The sequence below is a fragment of the Syntrophotalea sp. genome (assembly GCF_050253115.1).
In the GTDB taxonomy this organism is placed as follows: domain Bacteria; phylum Desulfobacterota; class Desulfuromonadia; order Desulfuromonadales; family Syntrophotaleaceae; genus Syntrophotalea; species Syntrophotalea acetylenica.
This window is the reverse complement of the sequence record NZ_JBFWJQ010000006.1, coordinates 25,891-47,405: the sequence shown is the minus strand read 5'-3', so window position 1 is coordinate 47,405 and position 21,515 is coordinate 25,891. Positions and strand designations below refer to the sequence as shown.

At 58.8% G+C, this 21,515-nt stretch carries 18 protein-coding genes and 1 pseudogene; 15 read left to right on the top strand and 4 right to left on the bottom strand.

Annotation, left to right across the window (positions count from 1 at the left end):
- Positions 1-45 precede the first annotated feature (45 nt).
- The 5 genes from AB7E65_RS01535 to AB7E65_RS01515 all read left to right on the top strand — a co-directional run bounded on the left by AB7E65_RS01535 (position 46) and on the right by AB7E65_RS01515 (position 6,141).
- Positions 46-693, top strand: a complete 648-nt coding sequence (locus AB7E65_RS01535; protein ID WP_320360607.1) for a flavodoxin family protein — start codon at positions 46-48, stop codon at positions 691-693.
- On the top strand, positions 690-1,658 hold the full coding sequence (locus AB7E65_RS01530; protein WP_072286979.1) for a D-2-hydroxyacid dehydrogenase: 969 nt from the start codon (positions 690-692) through the stop codon (positions 1,656-1,658). Before AB7E65_RS01535 ends, AB7E65_RS01530 begins: the two co-directional genes overlap by 4 nt.
- 132 nt (positions 1,659-1,790) lie before the next feature.
- On the top strand, positions 1,791-2,663 hold the full coding sequence (locus AB7E65_RS01525) for a bifunctional 5,10-methylenetetrahydrofolate dehydrogenase/5,10-methenyltetrahydrofolate cyclohydrolase (RefSeq protein WP_428745141.1): 873 nt from the start codon (positions 1,791-1,793) through the stop codon (positions 2,661-2,663).
- A 608-nt stretch (positions 2,664-3,271) separates the two neighbouring features.
- Positions 3,272-4,774, top strand: a complete 1,503-nt coding sequence (locus AB7E65_RS01520) for an FAD-dependent oxidoreductase (protein WP_428745140.1) — start codon at positions 3,272-3,274, stop codon at positions 4,772-4,774.
- Positions 4,775-4,824: 50 nt separating this feature from the next.
- A complete protein-coding gene (locus AB7E65_RS01515; protein ID WP_320360610.1) occupies positions 4,825-6,141 on the top strand; it encodes an SH3 domain-containing C40 family peptidase in 1,317 nt (438 codons plus the stop codon).
- On the opposite strand, the gene AB7E65_RS01510 is transcribed toward AB7E65_RS01515, so the two are convergent.
- The gene (locus AB7E65_RS01510) at positions 6,123-6,311 is read right to left on the bottom strand and encodes a hypothetical protein (protein WP_320360611.1); all 189 of its coding nucleotides are present in this window, start codon (positions 6,309-6,311) and stop codon (positions 6,123-6,125) included. The two genes, AB7E65_RS01515 and AB7E65_RS01510, sit on opposite strands and share 19 nt — an antisense overlap.
- 353 nt (positions 6,312-6,664) lie before the next feature.
- Between AB7E65_RS01510 and AB7E65_RS01505 the strand changes: the two genes are divergently transcribed.
- The 4 genes from AB7E65_RS01505 to AB7E65_RS01490 all read left to right on the top strand — a co-directional run bounded on the left by AB7E65_RS01505 (position 6,665) and on the right by AB7E65_RS01490 (position 11,497).
- Positions 6,665-6,823, top strand: a complete 159-nt coding sequence (locus AB7E65_RS01505; protein WP_072286984.1) for a plasmid mobilization protein — start codon at positions 6,665-6,667, stop codon at positions 6,821-6,823.
- A gap of 293 nt (positions 6,824-7,116) precedes the next feature.
- Positions 7,117-9,900 (top strand): isoleucine--tRNA ligase, encoded by a 2,784-nt coding sequence (ileS, locus tag AB7E65_RS01500; RefSeq protein ID WP_428745139.1) that lies wholly within the window; start codon positions 7,117-7,119, stop codon positions 9,898-9,900.
- Complete coding sequence (gene lspA, locus AB7E65_RS01495) at positions 9,897-10,406, top strand: signal peptidase II (protein ID WP_072286986.1); 510 nt, start codon at positions 9,897-9,899, stop codon at positions 10,404-10,406. The genes ileS and lspA overlap by 4 nt, the downstream gene beginning before the upstream one ends.
- A 188-nt stretch (positions 10,407-10,594) precedes the next feature.
- The gene (locus tag AB7E65_RS01490; RefSeq protein WP_428745138.1) at positions 10,595-11,497 is read left to right on the top strand and encodes a hypothetical protein; all 903 of its coding nucleotides are present in this window, start codon (positions 10,595-10,597) and stop codon (positions 11,495-11,497) included.
- A 53-nt stretch (positions 11,498-11,550) separates the two neighbouring features.
- Here AB7E65_RS01490 and AB7E65_RS01485 read toward each other — a convergent pair whose 3' ends face one another.
- Both AB7E65_RS01485 and AB7E65_RS01480 read right to left on the bottom strand, forming a co-directional pair.
- The gene (locus tag AB7E65_RS01485) at positions 11,551-12,063 is read right to left on the bottom strand and encodes a peptidylprolyl isomerase (RefSeq protein ID WP_083558679.1); all 513 of its coding nucleotides are present in this window, start codon (positions 12,061-12,063) and stop codon (positions 11,551-11,553) included.
- Between the two features lie 74 nt (positions 12,064-12,137).
- Entirely contained in the window at positions 12,138-13,214 is a 1,077-nt protein-coding gene (locus tag AB7E65_RS01480; protein ID WP_428745137.1) for an isocitrate/isopropylmalate family dehydrogenase, read from the bottom strand.
- A gap of 286 nt (positions 13,215-13,500) precedes the next feature.
- On the opposite strand from AB7E65_RS01480, the gene AB7E65_RS01475 reads away from it, so the two are divergent.
- The 6 genes and pseudogenes from AB7E65_RS01475 to AB7E65_RS01450 all read left to right on the top strand — a co-directional run bounded on the left by AB7E65_RS01475 (position 13,501) and on the right by AB7E65_RS01450 (position 19,963).
- Positions 13,501-14,253, top strand: a complete 753-nt coding sequence (locus tag AB7E65_RS01475; protein ID WP_428745136.1) for an RNA methyltransferase — start codon at positions 13,501-13,503, stop codon at positions 14,251-14,253.
- A gap of 278 nt (positions 14,254-14,531) precedes the next feature.
- Positions 14,532-15,158 (top strand): annotated as a pseudogene (locus AB7E65_RS01470) (response regulator); the annotation flags it as partial.
- A 184-nt stretch (positions 15,159-15,342) separates the two neighbouring features.
- Positions 15,343-15,783 (top strand): GGDEF domain-containing protein, encoded by a 441-nt coding sequence (locus AB7E65_RS01465; RefSeq protein WP_428745135.1) that lies wholly within the window; start codon positions 15,343-15,345, stop codon positions 15,781-15,783.
- 99 nt (positions 15,784-15,882) lie between these two features.
- Positions 15,883-16,629 carry a DUF4197 domain-containing protein gene (locus AB7E65_RS01460; protein ID WP_428745134.1) on the top strand — a complete coding sequence of 249 codons (747 nt, stop codon included), beginning with the start codon at positions 15,883-15,885 and terminating at the stop codon, positions 16,627-16,629.
- Between the two features lie 121 nt (positions 16,630-16,750).
- Positions 16,751-18,337 carry a peptide chain release factor 3 gene (locus tag AB7E65_RS01455; RefSeq protein ID WP_072286991.1) on the top strand — a complete coding sequence of 529 codons (1,587 nt, stop codon included), beginning with the start codon at positions 16,751-16,753 and terminating at the stop codon, positions 18,335-18,337.
- A 201-nt stretch (positions 18,338-18,538) separates the two neighbouring features.
- The gene (locus AB7E65_RS01450) at positions 18,539-19,963 is read left to right on the top strand and encodes a ferredoxin reductase family protein (RefSeq protein ID WP_428745133.1); all 1,425 of its coding nucleotides are present in this window, start codon (positions 18,539-18,541) and stop codon (positions 19,961-19,963) included.
- Between the two features lie 331 nt (positions 19,964-20,294).
- Here AB7E65_RS01450 and AB7E65_RS01445 read toward each other — a convergent pair whose 3' ends face one another.
- Entirely contained in the window at positions 20,295-21,482 is a 1,188-nt protein-coding gene (locus AB7E65_RS01445) for an OmpA family protein (RefSeq protein ID WP_428745132.1), read from the bottom strand.
- Positions 21,483-21,515: the final 33 nt, after the last annotated feature.

Below are 21,515 nucleotides of genomic sequence, written 5' to 3'. Positions count from 1 at the left end.
ACTAACTAAGGTCTCTTTTGCTGATTGCAAACCCCGGAGGTTGGTATGCAGCGCTCCAGCACGATTATTGGTGTGGTCGGCAGTTATCGTAAAGGCGGCATCATCGATTCAGCGGTGGATGAGGTGCTTTCGGCGGCGGCGGAATGCGGCGCCCGTGTCAACAAGATCTACCTGCTGGACAAGCATATTGCGTTTTGCACCAACTGTCGCGAATGTACCCAGCAACCAGGCGATCGCCGGGGGGCTTGCGTCATAAAGGACGATATGGCCGCCCTGCTCGACACTCTGGAGGGTGCTGACGCTATCGTGCTGGGCTCGCCAATCAATTTTTTCTGTGTCACTGCCCTGACCAAGCGCTTTGTCGAGCGCCTGGTCTGCTATGCCTGGTGGCCATGGGGGGCGCGGGTTCCCAGGCGGCGCACCACCCGCCGGCCGCGCCGGGCGGTGTTGTTGCTGTCCTGCGCCATGCCCGCATTCATGGCGCGGGTGTTCTGCGGGGCGCCGCGGGTGCTGAAGTCGGCGACAACGGTGCTAGGCGCCCGCTGCGCCGGTTTGCTGATTATTGGCGGAGTCGCGCAGCAGGAACATCAACCCCTGCCTGATCGGGCTCGCCGGCAGGCCCGAAGGCTGGGCTGCAAGCTTGTCAGGCAGCAGGTGGACGCCAACATGGGGAATAAAGGAGGCGAACGATGAGGATTGTGGTGCTTGATGGCCATGCTCTGAATCCCGGCGATCTGAGCTGGGAAGCCCTGGCCGCGCTGGGGGAATTGACGGTGTATGACCGCTGCGAGCCCGGGCAGGAGTTACCGCGCGCCAGGGGGGCGCAAATTGTTCTTGTCAACAAGGTTGTGTTTGACGAGGCACGGTTTGCCCGACTTGGGGATCTGCAATATCTGGGGGTGACGGCCACCGGCTACAACATCGTTGATATACGCGCAGCCCGTAAACATGGGGTTGTGGTGACCAATGTGCCGGCGTACAGCACCCGTTCCGTGGCACAGATGGTTTTTGCGCTGCTGCTTGAGATGACACAGCAGGTCGGGCATCACAGCCGTATGGTCCGGGAGGAAAGCCGCTGGAGCGGCAGCCCCGATTTTTGTTTCTGGGATCGCCCTCTTCACGAATTGGATGGTCGGGTTCTGGGTCTGGTCGGGTTCGGGCAGATCGGTCGTCAGGTCGCCTGCATCGGCCGGGCCTTCGGCATGCAGGTGCTGGTGCATACAGCCCACCCGGGCAACTATGCCGAGCATGAGCAGCGCGGTGAGGTGACCTTTGTGTCTCTGGATGAGGTGTTCCGTCGCAGCGACGTGATCAGCCTGCATTGCCCCTTGACCGAACGTACCCGTTCACTGGTCGATGCTTCCCGCCTGTCCCTCGTGAAACCCTCGGCACTGCTGATCAACACCGCAAGGGGCGCTCTGCTCGATGAAGCGGCCGTGGGCCGGGCCCTGGCCGATGGCCGGCTCGGCGGGCTCGGCGTCGATGTTTTGTCCTGCGAACCTCCGGATGTCGAAAATCCCCTGCTTTGCGCGCCGAATACCTTTATCACCCCGCATATTGCCTGGGCAACCCGCGAAGCCCGGCAGCGGCTCATGGATATCGTGGTTGACAACGTGCGAGCGTTTCTTGCGGGACAACCGCAGAATGTGGTCAGTTGAATGTGGCGGGCGGTCATCTGCTTAATGACTTGACATTGTCGAGTGACATTTTATGATGGAGCGTTTTTCGAGTGCTGAGTGCCAGCAATTGACAACGGAAGACTGACAATATTTTTTATTAAAGGAGTTTTGATGTCTGCAAATCTGCTCGAAGGCAAAGTGGTGGCTGCAGCGGTGCTGGAAGATGTGGCCCGGCGCGTGGCGGCCCTCAAGGAAAAAGGCATTCAACCCGGACTCGGCACCATTCTGGTCGGGGAAGACGGTCCCAGCATCAGCTATGTCAACAAAAAGCACGAAACCTGCAAGGAAGTGGACATCGCCTCTTTCCATATAGAGATACCGGCTACTGCAACCCAGGCCGATCTGCTGACCGCCGTGCGGGACTTTAACGACAGTCCGCATGTCGATGCCTATATCATTCAGTATCCCCTGCCCAAAGGTTTTGATTTCAACCAGGCTTTGATGCTGATGGATCCGGACAAGGATGCCGATGGCCTGCATCCGGTCAATCTGGGCCGACTGGTTCTGCAGGAGCCCGGGCCGGTACCCTGCACCCCGGCCGGCATCCGCGCCATGCTCAAGCATTATGACATTCCCGTCGAGGGCCGGGAAGTAGTGGTTATCGGACGCGGTCCGACCCTTGGTCGTCCTCTGTCCCTGCTGCTGACTCTCAAACAGCCCTTCGCCAATGCCGCGGTCACGGTGGTTCATTCCGGGATTCGCGATCTTGGCGCTTATACCCGCCGTGCCGATATTGTCATCGCCGCCGCCGGCAGCCCCGGTATCGTGCAACCGGATATGATCCGGCCCGGCGCTGTGGTGATCAGCGGCGGCATCAGCTGGGAGGGGCGTAAGCTGCTGCCCGACGTCGACGAATCCGTGGCCGATGTCGCCGGCTGGATTACCCCCCGCCTTGGCGGCGTCGGTCCGACCACGGTCGCCATGTTGCTGCAGAATACCGTGCTGGCGGCCGAGCAGCGTGCCCGTCAGGCGGGCAAGCTGTAAGTTTTTCTGCCATCCGCTGGTATGCTTGCGGAATGACCGGTTGACATCTTTCGAGGGCGCTGGCCGTAAAGGGCAGCGCCCTTTTTAAATCCCATCCATTTCCCGCCGCTGATGCAGTGTCCATCCGTCGTTTCCGAGTGGGCACAGCAACAGATCTCTTTGTGAGAAGAACCGGATCGTGCAGTGAAACAATCTAATGACGATTAGAGTTATGCCATATTTTTATATACTGGCTAAAAACTCATGATCCCTGTCACAGGATTGCGAAAAAAGATGATGCTTGTTTCATTTAACATGTTGTCTTTTGGCCACAAAATTAGCTCGCGCAAAAAAACACGCGTTTTTTCGCGCGGGTTAGTTATCCTTCTCCAATTTTCACCGATCTCGTGCAGACCATTCATGAAATCCGGTTCATGTTTCAGGAAATTGGGCGCCTCCAACTAAAAAGTTTTCGGTTGCATGTGAGGTCTTTTGGTGTAAGCGAATTTTCATGGGGGATTGGTTTGCACAACCAATCTCTGTCTGCACTTTCTGATGATTTCTGCTATAGTCGCGTTTAATCATTGTCTCCGTAGTGGTCGGGTGTTTTCATAAGGAGGAATCGCTTTATGGCTGGTGAATCGATGCGATGTACCGTTTGCGGATATGTTCATGTGGGAGGCGAACTGCCGGCTTGCTGTCCGGTTTGTGGTGTGGGCCAGGAGTTGTTTGAGGCGGAGGAAGTTTCTTCTATTGCGGTACCAGGTTCTCCTGCGCGAGCCTGGCGCTGCCTGATATGTGATTATCTCCACGAAGGCGCCGCCCCGCCCGAAGCCTGCCCGGTGTGCGGCGCTGGACCCGATCAGTTCGAGGCTGTTTACGGGCAGGGTGGCGAACCGGAGACGGCCGATTCGGGGGCAACCATTGTCATTGTCGGAGCCGGCATCGCCGGTATATCGGCAGCCGCCGCCGCTCGTGAGACCAACCCTGCAGCCAGAATTCTTGTTGTTGGCCGGGAACCGGAACTGCCTTATTACCGCATCAATCTGACCCGTTACCTGGCCGGCGAGCTGACTTCCGAACAGCTGAGTCTTCACCCTGCCGGCTGGTATGAAGAGCGGCGCATCGAACTCAGGCCCTCTGTTGAAGTGACGGCGATCAATGCTGCAGCCAGGTCGATCCGGCTAGGCACGGGCGAGACCGTTTCCTACGATCGGCTGATTCTGACCCTGGGTGCGCACTCCTTTGTGCCGCCTGTGGCTGGAATCGACAAGGCCGGGGTCATGACGCTGCGCACCTACCGGGATGCCTGTGCCCTTCTGGAAAAGGCCGGGCGCGGGGCGGGGTGCGTGGTGATCGGCGGCGGCGTGCTTGGCCTGGAAACCGCGGCGGCCCTTGCCGGGCGGGGTGCCAGGGTGACCGTTATCGAAAGCTTTGACTGGTTGTTGCCCCGGCAGCTGAATCCCGCCGCCGGAAAACGGCTCGCCACGTATGTCGAAAAGCTCGGCATCCGTTTGCTCTGCGGTGTCCGGCTGCAAAAACTCGCGGGCGAAAACAAGGTGTCCGGGGTTGTTCTGGAGACCGGGGAAACCCTGCCCGCGGATCTGGTGATTTTTGCCGCAGGGGTTCGTTGCAACAATGCTCTGGCCAGGCAGGCAAATCTGGAGGTTCATGACGGCATTCTGGTCGACAATCGCATGCAGACTTCCATTGACGATATTTTCGCGGCCGGCGACGTGGCCGAACATCAGGGCGTGCTCTACGGTGCCTGGCTGCCGGCGCAGCAACAGGGCAAGGTTGCCGGCGTCAATGCCGCGGGGGGTAGTTCCCGTTTTCCCGGCTTGCCGCGGTCCAATATTCTCAAGGTTCTGGATGTCGATCTGTTCAGCATCGGCAATGTTCATCCCGCCGATGGCAGTTATCAGGTTTTCGAAGACAGTGCCGACGAACATTACGCTCTGTTTGTGTTCCGCAATAGCACATTGGCCGGGGCTGTTCTGCTTGGGGATACATCTCTGTCGGCCCGGCTCAAGGAGTTGATCGAAAACCGCACCAGTTGTTCGACGATTCTGCATGGGGTCAGAAACGGGGCCGAACTTCGACGGCGATTATTGTCCGCGGGGCGGTCGTAAATAGTATGCGCGGGCTGTTTGGGGAGAGCATCATATGCTGGCGGCTCCGGATGCTGGCGGCGAGCATTGCAGCCCTGCTCCTTGCGGCTTGCAGCCCGGTGGCCAAAGAGCGTCGGCTGGGTGACCTGCTGTTTTTTCCCCAACATCTTTCGGCTTACGTGCAGGCGGATACGGCACACCGGCCGTTGCTGCCAACAGACCGTCAGGAGCGGATGCAGCTCGGATTCCGACGTCGTTTTCTGGCGCCCTGGCAACCTGGATGGTCCAAGTGGCAAGGGAAGGATTTTTTTGCCATCGGCAAATGGTTGCTCGACGCCCCGCTTTATGGCAGCAACAGGGAGCCGCTGCCCATGTCCCTGCGCCGGCAGTGGCTGTTCTTGTGTGACGAGCAGGCTTTTCCGTCCGCCGACTATCCCGCCATAACCGTTCATGCCGCCAACCTTCGGGGCGTACCTGCCCGACAGCCTGTCTTCTACAACCCGGCGCTGCCGGGCGAGGGCTTCCCCTTCGATTATCTGCAATATTCTTCCCTGCCCGCTGGTACCCCGGTTCGGGTTCGGCATCGTTCGGCGGATGGTTGCTGGCTGCTGGTGGAAACCGAGGCCATGTTCGGCTGGATTCCCGCTCCCGACGTTGCGCCGGTTGATGAAGCCTGCATCGATATGTATGCGGCGGCTCCGTGGCGCGTGGTGATAGCTGATGGGGTGCCGCTGCGCGATGAGTACGGAGAGGTGCTTGCGGTCGCCAGCCTCGGCAGTGTGTGGCCGCAGGCGCAACCCGGACAGGTGCTGGTGCCGGTTCGCGGCGAAGGGGGACGTGCCGAACTGCGCTCCGCCGGTTTGCGGGAGGTCGACGGTCCGGTCTTCCCCTTGTCCCTGACCCCGGCCAGCATCGCCGATCTTGGCGAGCGCCTGCTCGGCAACCCCTACGACTGGGGAGGCCAGTTCGGTAGTCGGGACTGCTCCGCGACCCTGCGCGATCTGTTTGCCTGCTTCGGCCTCTACCTGCCCCGGAATTCGGCGGCCCAGGCCAGACAGGGGGTGCGTCTCGAACTTGCCTCTCTGACGGCTACGGAAAAGGCGTCGGTTATCCGTCTTCGTGCCGTACCCTGGCTGACCCTGGTTCACATGCCTGGGCACATCATGTTGTATGTGGGGGAGTTCAACGGGCAGCCGGCCTTTCTGCACACCCTGTGGGGGCTCAGAATCCGTGAGCGCGGTGGCGTCGAGGGGCGCTATCCGGTCGGGCGCACAGTGATTACCGGGTGGCGTCCTGGCGACGAACTGGACAGCCTGCTGCGTCCGGAGGGGGTTTTGCTGAATCGGATACAAACCCTGGTGCTGCTGGATCAAGAGGCGGGAGAATGAATCGGTTCTCCAGCAGTTTTCATCCGGAAACGGCCCTTTTCCGCCGTGGCGGCGTCAATCCGCAGGCTTGCTTGTGCGGCGTACCGATGTACGCTTCCGCGCAACCCCTTGATTTCCTTGCCAAAACGAAAAATTGCTCGTTTCCCATATGAAAACCAGGGTGTATCCATCCGGAGTTTCCGGATGGATACCAACTAATAACCGGCAAGAAGTGCCATCCTCCCTCCGGCAAACATGAAAGATCGGGTTTGCCGCCTGGGAGAGGGCGGCGATTTGTTGCGGTACGTGTCTCTCTGTCCTCTTTTGGATCACCTTCCGATTTTTAAACAGCGACTCCATAAATTCGCAAGAAAATTGCAACTGACTGAATTCACAAGAACAATTCCGGTTTTTCAAAAAATGGAAAGCTGGCAGAGCATTTGCAATGCTGTATACAGCACCCAGCGTTGTTCGGGTGCTTTCACGTGGATAGCGGTTGTTTGCTGTTGCAATGAAGTCAGGGACTCGCAAAGGAGACACAACAATGGGTAAGAGCGTGGAAAATCCGAAAAAGAACATTATTTCCTGCCGTGTCAACGATCGGGAAATGCAGGTTCTGCAGAATCTGGCCAAAAAAGCCGGTACCAATATCTCCGACCTGGTGCGTCAGAGCATTCTGTCTCTGGCGCAGAATCATGGCTGAGGCTGCAGGTCGGGGCTGTGGTTTTCCCTTGAGGGTAACCCCGGTACCGACCGGCGGTCGTACAGCTTTGCGCGTCTGATTCGTGGTTGCCGGGTGGCTTCTGGCCATTGTGCCGGCATCGCAAGGCGCAAGCATTCCTGGGGAGGCGACAAAGGGCCGTCCAATGCGTGCCGAAACGCAGTGGGCGGCCCTTTGTCGTTCCAAAAGTCCCCTTTTCTCTTGACTTATATGGGGGTTTTGCTAATTTATCAGACTTGTTTTTTGCCACCCAGCAGACTCTCGGGAGGAGTGCGATGGACTACAAACAGACCCTTAATCTGCCGGAAACCGAGTTCCCCATGCGCGGCAATCTGCCCAGGCGGGAACCCGAAATTCTGGAGCAATGGCAGGGCATGGGGCTTTATGAAAAAATGGAGGAAGCCGGCCGCAAGCGGCCCAATTTCACCCTGCACGATGGCCCCCCCTATGCCAACGGCCACATCCATATCGGCCACGCCCTGAACAAGATTCTCAAGGACATCGTACTCAAAAGCCGCCGCATGCAGGGCTATTATGCCCCTTACGTGCCTGGTTGGGACTGTCACGGTCTGCCCATCGAACTGATGGTGGATAAACAGCTGGGAAACAAAAAGCGCGAGATGAGCAAGGCCGAGATCCGCAAAGAGTGCCGCACCTATGCCGATACCTGGGTGAAAATACAAAGCGCGGAATTCGAACGACTGGGCGTGCTGGGTGAGTGGAATCGCCCCTATCTGACCATGACTCACCATTACGAGGCGGTCACGGCCAGGGAATTGGCGCGTTTTGTGGAGAGGGGAGGGCTGTTCAAAGGTAAAAAGCCGATCCACTGGTGCTCGTCCTGCGTAACGGCGCTGGCGGAAGCCGAAGTGGAATACGCCGACCATACGTCGCCTTCCATCTACGTCAAATTTGCTTATGCCGACGAACTGCCGTTGGAGCTGGCGGAGCTGGCCGGTCGCGAGCTGTCCTTTGTCATCTGGACCACAACGCCCTGGACCATTCCCGCCAATTTGGCGGTGTGTCTGAATCCGGCCCTGTCTTATGCCATTGTCGAAGCCGGCGGCGAGCTGCTGGTGATGGCGGAAGATCTGGTGTCGTCGGTCATGCAGCAGATCGGCGTGGAAGCGTATCGGGTGGTTAGAACCTTCAACGCGGCGATTTTCGAACGCAAAACCTGCCGCCATCCCCTGTACGACCGTGCGTCCCTGATTATTCTCGGGGATCATGTTACCCTTGAAGCCGGCACCGGTTGCGTACACACCGCTCCAGGCCACGGTCAGGACGACTACGTGGTCGGCCTCGCCTACGGGCTGGAGGTCTACAACCCGGTGGACGATTATGGGCGCTATTACGAGAATGTCGAATTTTTCGGCGGCATGAAGGTCAGCGAGGCCAATGCCGCGGTGAATGCCAAGCTGAGCGAGGTCGGGGCGTTGCTGCAGGAAAGCAATATCAGCCACAGCTATCCCCACTGCTGGCGTTGCAAAAAGCCGATCATTTTCCGCGCCACCGAGCAATGGTTCATTTCCATGGAGGCCAATGGCCTGCGTGCAAAGGCCCTGCAACACATCAACGACGTGACCTGGATCCCGCGCTGGGGGCGCGACCGGATCTACAACATGGTCGAAAACCGCCCCGATTGGTGTATCAGCCGCCAGCGCAGCTGGGGGGTCCCCATCACAATTTTCTATTGTGCGAAATGTGGCGAGGCCCTCGAGGACAGCAGGGTGATGCACCATGTGGCCGATCTGTTCGAGCAGGGCGGCAGCGACCTGTGGTTCGAAAAGGAAGCCCGTGACCTGATGCCGGCCGGCACGGTCTGCGCATCCTGCGGCCACGACGATTTCATCAAGGAAACCGATATCCTCGATGTCTGGTTCGACTCCGGAGTGTCCCATGCCGCGGTTCTGGAAAATCGTGATTACCTGCAGTGGCCTGCCGATCTTTACCTGGAAGGCAGCGATCAGCATCGCGGATGGTTTCATTCCAGTCTGCTCGCCTCGGTCGGCACCCGCGAACACACACCGTACAAGGCGGTGCTGACGCACGGGTTCGTGGTCGACGGCAAGGGCAAGAAGATGTCCAAGTCCGTCGGCAACGTGGTTGCGCCCGAGGAGGTGATCAAGAAGTACGGCGCGGAAATTCTGCGCCTGTGGGTGGCGGCCCAGGATTACCGCGATGATGTCCGCATCAGCGATGAGATCCTGCAGCGGCTTTCCGATGCCTACCGCCGCATCCGCAATACCGCCCGCTACATGCTCGGTAATCTGGCAGGGTTCGACCCGTCCCGCGACATGGTTTCCGACGATCAGTTGCTGGAACTCGACCGTTGGGCCCTGGCCAAACTGGAAGATCTGGCCGGGAAAGTCGAGAAGGCCTATGAAAATTATGAATTCCACATCATTTATCACGCGGTGCACAATTTCTGCAGCGTCGAGATGAGTTCCTTTTATCTGGATGTGCTCAAGGACAGGCTGTATGCCTCTGGCGCCGAAAGCCTTGAACGGCGCAGCGCCCAGACCGCCATGTTCCGGATACTGGAGTGCGTGACGCGTCTGATCGCTCCGGTACTGTCGTTTACCGCCGAGGAGATCTGGGGATTTTTGCCGGGGCCGCGCCCCGAAAGTGTGCATCTGGCCGATTTTGTTCGCTTCTCCGGAAATTCGCGCGACAAACTCATGGAAGATCGCTACGATCGTTTGCTCGCCATCCGGTCGGAGGTTTCCAAGGCACTGGAACTGGCCCGCAACGACAAGGTGGTCGGCCATTCCCTCGATGCACGCGTGCTGTTGAGCAGTGCGGACAGCGGATTGCACGAACTGCTCAACAGCTACCGACAGCACCTGGCGGCCTTGTTCATCGTCTCCCAGGTCGAACTGCTCGATGATCTGCAGGGCGGCCTGCAGTGCGAATCCCTGCCCGGCCTCGGGATCCGGGTGGAAAAAGCCCTGGGCGATAAATGTGAGCGTTGCTGGAATTATTCAACCACGGTCGGCGACAGCGCCGAACATCCGAATCTTTGCCAGCGCTGCGTCGAGGTTCTCAGCCGCCAATGAAACATACCCGATATCGCCTGCTGCTGTTGATCGCGTCACTGGTCGCCGGGCTGGACCAGTTCAGTAAATGGCTCGTGGTGCAAAACTTTCACCTGCACGAGGCGCGTCCGCTGGTGCCGGGTTTTTTTGACCTGGTTTATGTGCGCAACAAGGGGGCGGCTTTCGGCATGCTGGCCGACAGCGGATTCCGGGTGCCTTTCCTGCTTACCACTACCCTGATCGCGGTGATATTTCTGGTGTGGTTTTACCGTCAGTACCGATGCGATCAGGTTTTGGCACGTTGGGCGGTCAGTCTTGTGCTCGGCGGTGCGGTCGGGAATCTTGTCGACCGCGTGCGGTATGGAGAAGTGGTCGATTTTCTCGATGTTCACTGGCACCAGTACCACTGGCCAGCTTTCAATATCGCCGATACGGCCATCTGTGTCGGCGTGGGGCTGCTGTTGCTGGCTCAGTGGCGGGAAGGGCGCCGCCAACAGAGCGCGGCACCCTGTTCGGATCGAAAATAAGTCATTCTCAACAACCATAACCAAGCCGGTCCGGTAGTTTTACCGCGCCGGCTTTTTGCATGGTCCGGCAGGCGGACGACACCACCCCCGGGGGAGGAGGGCCACATCGCTGAACAGGCGCTGCGCCCGTTTCCCGGATGTTTGGGGACAAGGCACCGGTGTCGTGGTTCTCTGTATAAGTGGTTCGTATGTTACGAAAAAAAGATGCGATTTTGCTGCTGATCAGCTACGCCACCATGGCGCTGGGGATATTTCTGCCACAGCTGGCAAAACCGCTGTGGCATGCGCCGTCGATCTTTGTCATGGTGCTGCTGCTGTTGTCGTTTCTGGGCATCGATATGCGCGGGTTGCTCAGACACACGCTGAAAGCGCCCCTGGCCACCGCGGCGGTGCTGTTGGTCAAGACCGTTCTGATGCCCCTGCTGGTCTATGCTCTCTTCCATGTGTTCTGGCCCGGTTACGAACTGGCGGGGCTGCTGGTGGCCGGCGCCTCGACGGCCGTATTGGCCTCCTTTTTTGCCAACCTGTTCGGCGCCGATATCTTCGTGGCGGCGGCCGTGGTGATCCTTTCTTCCCTGGTGCTGCCCTTCACACTGCCGCCTCTGGTGGCCACACTTGCCGGGCAAACCATGCAGGTCGGCCTGGCGCCGATGGTGCGGATGCTGGCGGTGATGATCTTCGTGCCAGCCCTGCTTGGACGGATCTGCGCCAGATGGCTGCCGCGTACCACGGAGCGACTGTTGCGTTGCAGCTACCCTTTGTCCCTGTTCGCCGTCGGCATCACCAATGTGGGGGTTTTTTCCCGCTATTCGGGATTTTTCCTTGAACAGCCCGGTCTGGCGCTGGAGGCCATGGCTGCCGGCGGGGTTATGGTGGCCGGACTGATGGTGCTGTTCGGGGTAGCCTGCCGGCGCCTGCCTCCGGCGTTGCGGGCCACGTCGCTGGTGTGCCTGCTGTTTCCGAATTACATCCTGATTCTTGCTTTCAGTTGCGCTTTTTTCGGTCCGGTAGAGGCCACTTTTGCCGCGACTTACAGTGTTCCGTTTTTTCTGCAGCTGCTGTTTTTGAGAAACATCGCCGGTCTGGACTGATACCCGTACAGGCAGGCTCCGCCTTGTTTCCGGGGTGCGGAGCCTGCCAGTGCTCAATCGATGACCGTGACCCTGGTGATGATGACCGGCTCAAGAGGAACGTCTGCGTATCCCCCTTTGCTGGCGACCGCCACCCGCTCAATTTCATACACAACATCCATGCCGTCCACCACCTGGCCGAACACGGCGTAGCCGAACACCGCCGGGTTGAGCCCGGCATGATCCAGGTCGCGGTTGTTTTCCGTGTTGATAAAGAACTGGGCACGGGCGCTGTCGATCTCCTCGCTGCGGGCCATGGCAATGGTGCCGGATTTGTTCTTCAGCTTGTTGCGGGCTTCGTTGACAATCGGTTCGTCGGTTGGCTTTTCCTTCATCTCGGGGGTCAGTCCCCCGCCCTGGATCATAAAGCCCTTGATGACCCGGTGAAAAATGGTGCCGTCATAGTGACCGGCACGGGCATAGCGCAGGAAGTTCTCCACGCTGACGGGCGCTTTGGCTCTGTCCAGTTCGAACAGGATTTCGCCGAAGCTCGTTTCCATCTGGATCAGGGGGTTGGAGACGCTCATGAATTGGTACCTCCGATCATGTCGGGATGAGATGGCTGGTGGGACAGGTATCGCATCGCTCTGGCGTACGCCGCTCAGTTGCCCAGCGCCTCCCAGACTTCCAGTTTCGATTTGACGCGGCGGATCACTTCCTCGGTGAATTCGGTCGTGGTGCAGCTGCCGCCGAGATCCGGTGTGCTGACGCCCCGATGCACCGCTTCGAAGACCGATTCATAAATGGCGCGGGCCGCCCGGTGGGCGTTGCGGTGGTCGATGTAGCGGAGCAGCGCGCCGCCAGCCAGTATCATCGCCATGGGATTGGCGATATTTTTCCCTTCGAGGGACGGTGCGGTACCGTGGGGCGCTTCGGCCATCACCACGGCCGGCTCCCAGTTTTCATCAAAGGACAGCAGCAGGGATTCGGCGCCGGCGATAGAGCCGAACATCTGCAGGACAAAGTCGCTCAGGCAGTCGCCATCCCGGTTCAAGGCCGGTATCACCATGCCGTCACCGCCGTTGATCAGCAGCAGGGCATAGGTTGCATCGATAAGCTGTGGCTCGTAGGTGACGTCCGGATAGCGTTGTGCCGCGGCGTCCATTTCTTCCTTGAGCATGCCTTCGTAAATCGGGCTGACGGTGAATTTGGGGCCGCCGAACACCTTGACCCCGAGTTTGCGCGCGTGGCGGAAAGAAAATTCGGCAACCGCGTGACAGTGGCGGCGGGTGATGCGCTCGGTACGGAAAGCGACCTCATCGAGGCCTTCGCCCTGCCGGGACTCCTCGGCACCATAGGCATCTCCGACAGCCATGCGCACCACCGATATCGGTGCGTAGGCGCCGCCGGCGGGGCGCACGCCAGGAATGCGGCGCCCGGTGCGAACGATGACGGTGCCGTTTACCTCGTCGCGAAGAATGGCGTTGGGGCTGCCGACGTCGCCCTTCACGGCCGGTGTGATGGTGGCGGCCTTGAGCCCCAAACCGGTTTGCTTCATGGCTGCGGCAGCTTCATGGACAACCCGGTTTTTGGTTTTGCGGCGGTTTTCCAGGCTCAGATCGAAATGCTCAAACATTACCGGGACTCCCGTTACGTCGGGAGCGAGTACGCGCAGGGCTTCAATGAGCAGTTCCTGGCCGGTCTGGTCGCCGTCGAGAACGGTGATGGTTGGTGTCATGGGACCTCTCAGTTGGGATGATGCGGCAAAATGCTTTTCACTTTGTGGCAGCCGGTTAGCGTCGACCGGCTGCGATTATACTTTTTGCGTAGCACCGAGAGTTCCTGCCCGCGGCTTGCGAATCTGCCCCATGCAGGAAATTCTCGGGGCACCAATTTAATACACCCGGCAAGAAATGTCATGCCTGTTCGCAGGCAGATGGGCCACCGCCGGAAATCCCGGCCATTTTTGACGCGGCACGAAAAGGCTCTTTCAGGGGCGCGAGGTCTGGGTTATGCTGCCAGGCATGAATACAGATGTTTCTGAAAGGATCAGTGTGATCCTCGTGGAGCCGCAGAATCCGGGTAATATCGGTATGGTGGCCCGCGCCATGGGCAATTTCGGGGTTGGCGATCTGCGTCTGGTCAACCCGTGCCCACATTTGCATCCCGAGGCCCGCAAGTTTGCCGTGGGTGCCGCCCCTTTGCTTGGCCGCGCCCGCCTGTATGCCGACCTGAACACGGCATTGGCGGACCTGCCCCTGGCGATAGCGGCGACCCGCCGCCCCGGAAAGCTGCGCGGCGAGTTGCTAGATGTGGCGGAGGCCGCCAATCTGGCGCTTTCCCTTCCGGGGGATGAGCGGCTCGGGCTGGTTTTCGGCCGCGAGGATTCGGGCCTGACCAGCGCGGAAGTTTCCCTGTGCACCCATAGCGCCGCCATCGCCACCGCCGAGCAGGTCGGATCAATGAATCTGGCCCAGGCGGTGCTGCTGTTCCTGTATGAGTTCACTCGCTCGCCCCGTGTTCTGCCTGCAGCCCCACAGCCTGCCGGGCAGCGGCCGGCAGCCGCGGAATGCGAGGCGCTGTTTGCGCAGATGGAAAGCGTTCTCACGCGGATCGCTTTTCTCAATCCCGCCCGCCCGGCCGCCGTCATGAACCGCCTGCGCCGCATGCTGCATCAGGCCGCTATCGACAGGGAAGATCTGTCGCTGCTGCGTGGTATGTGGACCCAGTTGTCGTGGAGCATCAACGATTGGCGGGGGCGCAAGCGCGGGGGATAAGGCGCGAAGCCGCCGCAGTGCTGCCCGCCAGCCGGGGACTGCGAAATCGTCACCGGACCTATGGAATCCCGCCGCCAGGGCCACGCTTCTCTTCGCTTCTGTGCGGCCTTCCGAGGATCATTGGCGGGCCGTTTGCCGCAAAAGAGTCCGACGCCGTTTCGCATCCCTGCTTTTGGAAGGATAGGCATTTTTCTTGCTTTTAACAACCGGGTTTGAAAGTGGAATGTTATGTTGACGCCGACGGGCGTTTGCCAGGTTTTTCGAGGAGGGACGCGGTAATGAAAAAAGTGCTGGTTGCGGAGGATTCGGGGTTTTTCGGGCGCATGCTCAAAAAAAAGCTGGAGGCGGAAACCGGCCGGCAGGTCTGCTGGGCCCGCACCATGCAGGAAGCCTGTCAATTTATTGAAGAAACGCCCGGGGGCTTTGCCGCTGGCATCGTGAATTTCAACCTTCCGGATGCGCCGGGAGGCGAAATTGTCGCCAGGCTTCGTCAGAAGCATATCCCGGTCATTGTTTTTACCAGTGTTGTCAACAAAGAAATTCGCGACCGTATATGGGAACAGAAGGTTGTGGATTATGTGTACAAAGAGGGCGCTCAAAGCCTGGATTATCTGGTGACGCTGCTCAACCGCCTGGACCGCAACGACGCAATCAAGGTCATGGTGGTGGACGATTCGCCCCTGCAGCGACAGGTCATGGCCGATCTGCTGCGGGTGCACCGTTACCAGGTGCTGGAGGCCGCCGACGGTGGTGAAGCGCTTGAGCACCTGGCCCGGCATCCCGATATCAAACTGGTGGTTTGTGATTTTCACATGCCCCATATGGATGGTTTCGAACTGACCCAGACCATCCGCAAGACCCATCCCCAGGAGAACCTGGCCATTATTGGCATCTCGGCCCTGGGTGACAACGTCATGGCGGCCCGTTTTCTGAAATGCGGCGCCAATGATTTTATCATAAAGCAGCATTTTCTCACCGAGGAGTTCTACTGCCGCATTTCCCAGAGTATCGAAAATCTGGAAAACATTCAGGCCATTCGCACCGCGGCGACTACCGATTTCCTTAGCCGGCATATCCAACCGGCGCTTTTTGTTCGAGCATGGCGACCGTATTTACAATCAGATGATGGGTTCCTGCCAGGCGCTTTGCTGTGCCGTGCTCGATATCGACCACTTCAAGAAGGTCAACGACACCTTTGGCCACCAGGCAGGCGACCTCGCTCTGAAAAAGGTGGCGAAGCTGTTGCAGGAGGAACTGCCTGTTTCGAGTGTCGTGGCGCGTATCGGTGGCGAGGAGTTCTGCGCTCTGGTGCCGGGCGGCAAGGAAGAGGTGGTGCCCCTGTTCGAAGGGATACGACGTGCCATCGCCGATCTGCCTCTGTGCATGGCGAGCGACAGCAAATCGATCCGGATCACGGTTTCCATCGGCATCAGTTCCGAGCCGGGACGCAATCTGCTCGATATGCTCAGCCGGGCCGATGCCTATCTTTACCAGGCCAAAAAGGAGGGCCGGGATCGCGTCGTTTTTTAACGCGCCTCTGCTTGCAAAGCATGCAGGACATGGCTAGTCTTGAACGTGAACGGCAATTTTCCCCGGAGACTTTTCCCGTCTTAAAAGAGGAGACAGGTCATGACGTGCATCGGTAAAAGGCTGGCAGGCAGAATCAGCGTGGCGGGTATGTTGTTGATGCTTTTTTCAGTTCCTGCCCTGGCCGGATTCGAGGATTTTTTCAAGGGGGTGAAGGATGTCTTTAGTGGAGGGTCGTCGCTTTCCGAGGGCGATATCGCCTCCGGACTCAAGGAGGCCCTGGTGATCGGCACCCAGAACGCCGTCGCCGATGTCGGCCGGGAAGGGGGCTATTTCAACAATTCCGAAATCCGCATCCCGTTGCCCGATCCTCTGCAAAAATCGGAGAAATTGCTGCGCCTGGCCGGCTACGGTGCGCAGGTCGATGCTTTTTCGCAGAGCATGAACCGCGCCGCCGAAGCGGCGGCTCCTCAGGCCAAGGAGATTTTCTGGCAGGCGATAGGGGATATGAGTATCGAGGACGCCCGGCAGATTCTCGGCGGCGGTGACACGGCGGCGACCGATTATTTCAAGAACAAAACCAGCGGCAGGCTGCAGGAACTGTTCGGTCCGGTGGTACACGACTCCCTCGCCGGTGTCGGCGCAACCCGCTATTTCCAGGATCTGGACGCCAGGCTGAAGGCCCTGCCCTTCGGTGAAAGCCTGGGGCTGGATCTCGACAGCTATGTAACGGATCAGGCCCTGAACGGGCTGTTTTACGTGGTCGGCGAGGAAGAGCGCAAGATCCGGGAAAATCCCGCTGCCCGGACCACGGAGTTGCTCAAGAAAGTATTCGGCGCCGCGCGCTGAGTGTGCCATGACGGGCGCCGATGGCGCCGGCATTGACCTTTTGTTGCGAATTACGCTATGATTCTTCGTCCATCGGGCCTTAAGGCCCGGTTTTTTTTCATTCAAGGCATGAGGAATCACTGTGAACAGGAACCACCGCAAGGAAGTCGACCGCCGGCGCACATTCGGTATCATCAGTCATCCCGATGCCGGCAAAACCACCCTGACCGAAAAACTGCTGCTGTTCGGCGGCGCGATCCAGATGGCCGGCGCCGTCAAGGCGCGCAAGGCTGCGCGTCACGCCACCAGCGACTGGATGGCCATGGAGCAGGAGCGCGGCATCTCGGTGACGTCGTCGGTGATGAAATTCAATTATCGCGACTACGAGATCAATCTGCTCGATACGCCCGGCCACCAGGACTTTTCCGAAGACACCTATCGTGTTCTGACCGCGGTGGACAGCGCGCTGATGGTTATCGACAGTGCCAAGGGGGTCGAGACCCAGACGCAGAAGCTGATGGAGGTCTGCCGCATGCGCAACACCCCCATCATGACCTTCATCAACAAACTCGACCGCGAAGGGCGCGAGCCCCTCGATCTGCTGGCCGATATCGAAGAAACCCTGCAGGTCGAATGCGCGCCGCTGTCCTGGCCTATCGGCATGGGCAAGCGTTTTCGCGGCACCTATAACCTCTATCGCAAGCAGCTGTGTCTGTTTACCGCCGGCCAGGAGACGCGGCCCCAGGATCTGGTGGTGATCGAGGATCTCGACGATCCGCGCGTCGACGAGCTGCTGGGCAGCCAGGGCGATCAGCTGCGCGAGGACATCGCGCTGCTGGAAGGAGCCGCGAACCCCTTCGAGCCTGCCGAATACCTCAAGGGCAACCAGACGCCGGTGTTTTTTGGCAGCGCCATCAATAATTTCGGTGTCCAGGAAATGCTCGATGCCTTCGTCGAGCAGGCGCCGCCGCCGCGCCCCGCCGCGACCACCACCCGCGAGGTATCCCCCTACGAGGAGGATTTTTCCGGCTTCGTATTCAAGATCCAGGCAAACATGGATCCGGCGCACCGCGACCGCATCGCCTTCTTCCGCGTCTGCTCCGGCACCTTCCATCGCGGCATGAAGGTACGGCATCATCGCATCGGCAAGGATGTGAACATTGCCAATGCCACCATTTTCATGGCGCAGGACCGCACCAACGTCGAAGAGGCCTATCCCGGCGACATCATCGGCATCCACAATCACGGCACCATCAAGATCGGTGACACCTTTACCGACAAGGAACCCCTCAAGTTCACCGGCATTCCCAACTTCGCACCGGAACATTTCCGTCGCGTGCGGCTGAAAAATCCCCTCAAGAGCAAACAGCTGGAAAAGGGTCTGCTGCAGCTGGCCGAGGAAGGCGCCGTGCAGCTGTTCCGCCCGCTGTTCAACACCGATTACATTCTCGGCGCGGTAGGGGTGCTGCAGTTCGACGTAATCATGGCGCGGCTCAAGACTGAATACGGCGTCGACGCCATCTATGAAGGGGTGGAATACGCCACCGCCCGCTGGGTGGAATGTGACGACCGCAAGCTGCTGGATGATTTTGAAAAGAAAAATCAGGTCAACCTCGCCCGCGATGCCGAGGGCAAGCTGGCCTACCTCGCATCGAGCGAATGGCGCCTCGGGCACACCATGGAGCAGTGGCCCGGAATCGTTTTTCACAAGACGCGGGAGCACAATTAGTATTCATCCTGAATTTCCGGATGAATACTGAAAACAGGGCAGACAGCAGCGGGGCGTATGAAACGTCCGGATGGGTGCGGCATCCGCGATATTTAAGGCAAAGATTGAAAAACAGGGTAGAATTGTTACGGGTTACCAACCGGAAACGGTTCTTTTTTGCCTTGATAATCATTTGCAGTCACTTACAGGAGGCCGACACTTATGCTGACCACCTCCCGCTCGCACCAGAATCTGGGTCCGGTAATTTTCTCCCTTGTTTTGACCATGGCCCTCTGGCTGGGCAGCAAGTGGTACTTCAACGAGGGGTTCGACAACTTCTACAAATATCCGGCCAAGGCTGCCTCCCTGCTGGCGACGGTGCTTATGTGCTGGTGCATCGTGCTGTCGGCCCGGATGGCGTTTTTCGAAGACTATTTCGGCGGACTCGACAAGGTTTATCAGGTTCACAAGCGCCTTGGAAAAGCGGCGTTTTTTCTGATCCTGGCGCATCCACTCTTTCTGGCTCTGGACCGGATGCCCGACGTCCCGGCATTTCTGCGACGTTTGTGGTTTCTTGCGCCGGGCGGTGACCGGTATCTTGCGGGGCACAACCTGGGGGTTGCCTCCTTGCTGCTGATGGCGGGGCTGCTGGCGGTTACCCTGTGGATCAGGATCCCCTACCATCGCTGGAAGAGAAGTCACGAGTGGTTCGGCCTGGTTCTGCTGGCGGTCATGGCGCACGTCATCGTTGTGGATCGGGACATTGCCCGTTACCCCTTGCTCGGTCTATGGATGTATGCCCTGCTCGGCCTGGCGGCGCTGGCGTATCTTTATATCCGGTTTTTCTATGCCAGGTACGGGCCCCGTTATGCCTACTGCGTCGACGATATAGAGAAACATGGCGATATTCTGCAAATCACCTTTGCTCCTGAAGGGCAGAGGATGGACTTCAAGCCAAGCCAGTTCATCTATCTGGTGGTTCATAAGCAGGGCATTGCCGCTGAGCCGCATCCCTATTCCATCGCTTGCGGGTACAACCGGGACTCCCGCTTCAAGCTCGGGATCAAGCAAGTCGGGGACCACACCCGCAGTCTCGATCGGCTTGAAGAAAACGATGCCGTGAGTGTTTACGGTCCCTACGGTCGCTTCAGCGACCGGTTCCTGGCTGCCGATCGGGATTGCGTGTTTATCGGCGGCGGCATCGGCATCACGCCTTTCCTCGGCATGTGGCATGTCGCCCTGCATTCCGAAGAGCGTTTGTCTTTGGACGAAGCCGGCGAGAAGCTCATGGAAATGCATCCGGAATGCATCCGAAACTGGAAAAGCCCCCTCGTTTCCCTTTTCTACGTCTGCATCACCGAAGACCAGGCCTGCTTTGACAATGATATAAAACATGAGGTGATTCAGAGCCATTTTCACGGATTTAAAGCCTTTGAGGAGCGCGGTCATTACTATGAACTGTATCTTGCCGACCGGCAGGGTTTGATTACCGCGGAATACATCGACAGCCGGGTAAGAGAGGGAGTGCGGGACAAAAATATTTTCCTGTGCGGACCGACACCCATGGTTTCGGCCCTGGTCGCTCAGTTCAAGACCCTTGGCGTGTCCGAAGAACATATCATCCTGGAGGACTTCAATCTTTTTTAGTCAGGCTGTTTTCAACAGGTCTCTCCATCGTGTTTCTGCAGGTCAAGGACCAATCACGTTACTGAGCTGCTATGTGCAATGTCAAGGCTGCAGGGTGTCAGGGCATATCCATACGTGCCCGCTGTGGCCGGAAAATAGAGGGGTTTTTATCAATTCAGGCTAGCGGGCTCAAAAGGCAGGGTTCGTGGAAAGCAATGATTTGAAGGGGACGCCAGGTGTTACAAGGATGTGCCCGATGGTCAGGAAGAGGGAAAACCAGGCGGTACATAAACGGACAGGACCGGGGTAGCCGGTCCTGTCCGTTTTGCATGAGTCTGTTTTGGCTGCGGTGCTATTCGGGAACAACCGTGCAGCAGACCAGTTCCACCCGGCGGTTCATGTAGCGGCCTTCTTCGGTGTCATTGCTGGCAACCGGCCGGGTTTCGCCATAACCGCGGGATTTGAGTTTGGCGGGATCCAGCCCGTAATTGTTGATCAGGGCCTGGCGAACCGCCTCGGCGCGCCGCTCGGAGAGGCGCTGATTGTAGGCGTCCTTGCCTTTGCTGTCGGTATGCCCGGTCAGCAGGATATAGGGGACGTTGGCATTGGCGCGTACAAAAGCCGCCGCCTTGTCGAGCTCTCCCTTGTATTCAGGCTTGATGACAGCCTGGTCGAAATCGAAGTTGATGCGCAGGGTAAGTTTGAGCTCACAGCCTTTTTCATCGACGCTCATGCCTTTGGGGGTGTCGGGGCACTGGTCGAGGTAGTCGTAAACGCCGTCACCGTCGCTATCGAGGGGGCAGCCTTTGGCATCGACAGGTGCGCCTTCGGGGGTGCCGGGGCATTGGTCGAGGTAGTCGTAAACGCCGTCACCGTCACTGTCGAGGGGACAGCCTTTGGCATCGACCGGAGCGCCTTTGGGGGTGCCGGGGCACTGGTCGAGATCGTCGGTTACGCCGTCGCCGTCACTGTCCACGGGCGCTGCCGCCACCGGCTCTTCTTTTTTGACCGGCGCTTGGGTGCCGGCAAACTGGAATTTAAAGCCGGCGGTATAGATGAGGTTGTGTTCGAGATTGCTCTCGTTGAATCCCATCATGTGGCGCACATCGGCACGCAGGGCGACGTTTTCGCCGAGGAAGTACAGCAGGCCCGCGCCGTAATTGGCCATGAATTCCTCATCGCTGTCGAGGGAGTAGCCGCCGGCACCGGCCGCCAGGTAGGGAACCAGCCTGTTTTCCGGCATGAAATGATACAGGGCGTCGAGGCGATAGTTCCAGAAGTCGGCATCGCCGCTACCTTTTTTGTCGAGATTGGCGCCGCCGAGCACCGCTTCAAGTCCGAAATTAGGGGTGAAGTTGTAGCCGAGGCCCAGACTGTAGGCAAGGCCGCTGCTGTCGACGGGCTGGTCACCTTCCATGGTGATGCCGCCGAGCATCGGCGACAGGGTCAGAACGCCGGTTTTGATTTCCGCCTGGGAAACCGCCGGCAGGGTACAGCAGGCCAGGATGCATGCCGCTGCAATCAAGGAAGTGATTTTCATGATGGACCTCCATGGTTAGATAACAGAGAGCTG

What these genes read in the sequence shown, in the direction of transcription:
- AB7E65_RS01490 (WP_428745138.1), top strand. Translation starts at nt 10,595, where the DNA reads ATGTTACGAAAAAAAGATGCGATTTTGCTGCTGATCAGCTACGCCACC.
- lspA (WP_072286986.1), top strand. Translation starts at nt 9,897, where the DNA reads ATGAAACATACCCGATATCGCCTGCTGCTGTTGATCGCGTCACTGGTC.
- AB7E65_RS01505 (WP_072286984.1), top strand. Translation starts at nt 6,665, where the DNA reads ATGGGTAAGAGCGTGGAAAATCCGAAAAAGAACATTATTTCCTGCCGT.
- AB7E65_RS01485 (WP_083558679.1), bottom strand. Translation starts at nt 12,063, where the DNA reads ATGAGCGTCTCCAACCCCCTGATCCAGATGGAAACGAGCTTCGGCGAA.
- AB7E65_RS01480 (WP_428745137.1), bottom strand. Translation starts at nt 13,214, where the DNA reads ATGACACCAACCATCACCGTTCTCGACGGCGACCAGACCGGCCAGGAA.
- AB7E65_RS01445 (WP_428745132.1), bottom strand. Translation starts at nt 21,482, where the DNA reads ATGAAAATCACTTCCTTGATTGCAGCGGCATGCATCCTGGCCTGCTGT.
- AB7E65_RS01510 (WP_320360611.1), bottom strand. Translation starts at nt 6,311, where the DNA reads ATGGATACACCCTGGTTTTCATATGGGAAACGAGCAATTTTTCGTTTT.
- AB7E65_RS01460 (WP_428745134.1), top strand. Translation starts at nt 15,883, where the DNA reads ATGACGTGCATCGGTAAAAGGCTGGCAGGCAGAATCAGCGTGGCGGGT.
- AB7E65_RS01520 (WP_428745140.1), top strand. Translation starts at nt 3,272, where the DNA reads ATGGCTGGTGAATCGATGCGATGTACCGTTTGCGGATATGTTCATGTG.
- AB7E65_RS01535 (WP_320360607.1), top strand. Translation starts at nt 46, where the DNA reads ATGCAGCGCTCCAGCACGATTATTGGTGTGGTCGGCAGTTATCGTAAA.
- AB7E65_RS01530 (WP_072286979.1), top strand. Translation starts at nt 690, where the DNA reads ATGAGGATTGTGGTGCTTGATGGCCATGCTCTGAATCCCGGCGATCTG.
- ileS (WP_428745139.1), top strand. Translation starts at nt 7,117, where the DNA reads ATGGACTACAAACAGACCCTTAATCTGCCGGAAACCGAGTTCCCCATG.
- AB7E65_RS01450 (WP_428745133.1), top strand. Translation starts at nt 18,539, where the DNA reads ATGCTGACCACCTCCCGCTCGCACCAGAATCTGGGTCCGGTAATTTTC.
- AB7E65_RS01515 (WP_320360610.1), top strand. Translation starts at nt 4,825, where the DNA reads ATGCTGGCGGCGAGCATTGCAGCCCTGCTCCTTGCGGCTTGCAGCCCG.
- AB7E65_RS01475 (WP_428745136.1), top strand. Translation starts at nt 13,501, where the DNA reads ATGAATACAGATGTTTCTGAAAGGATCAGTGTGATCCTCGTGGAGCCG.
- AB7E65_RS01525 (WP_428745141.1), top strand. Translation starts at nt 1,791, where the DNA reads ATGTCTGCAAATCTGCTCGAAGGCAAAGTGGTGGCTGCAGCGGTGCTG.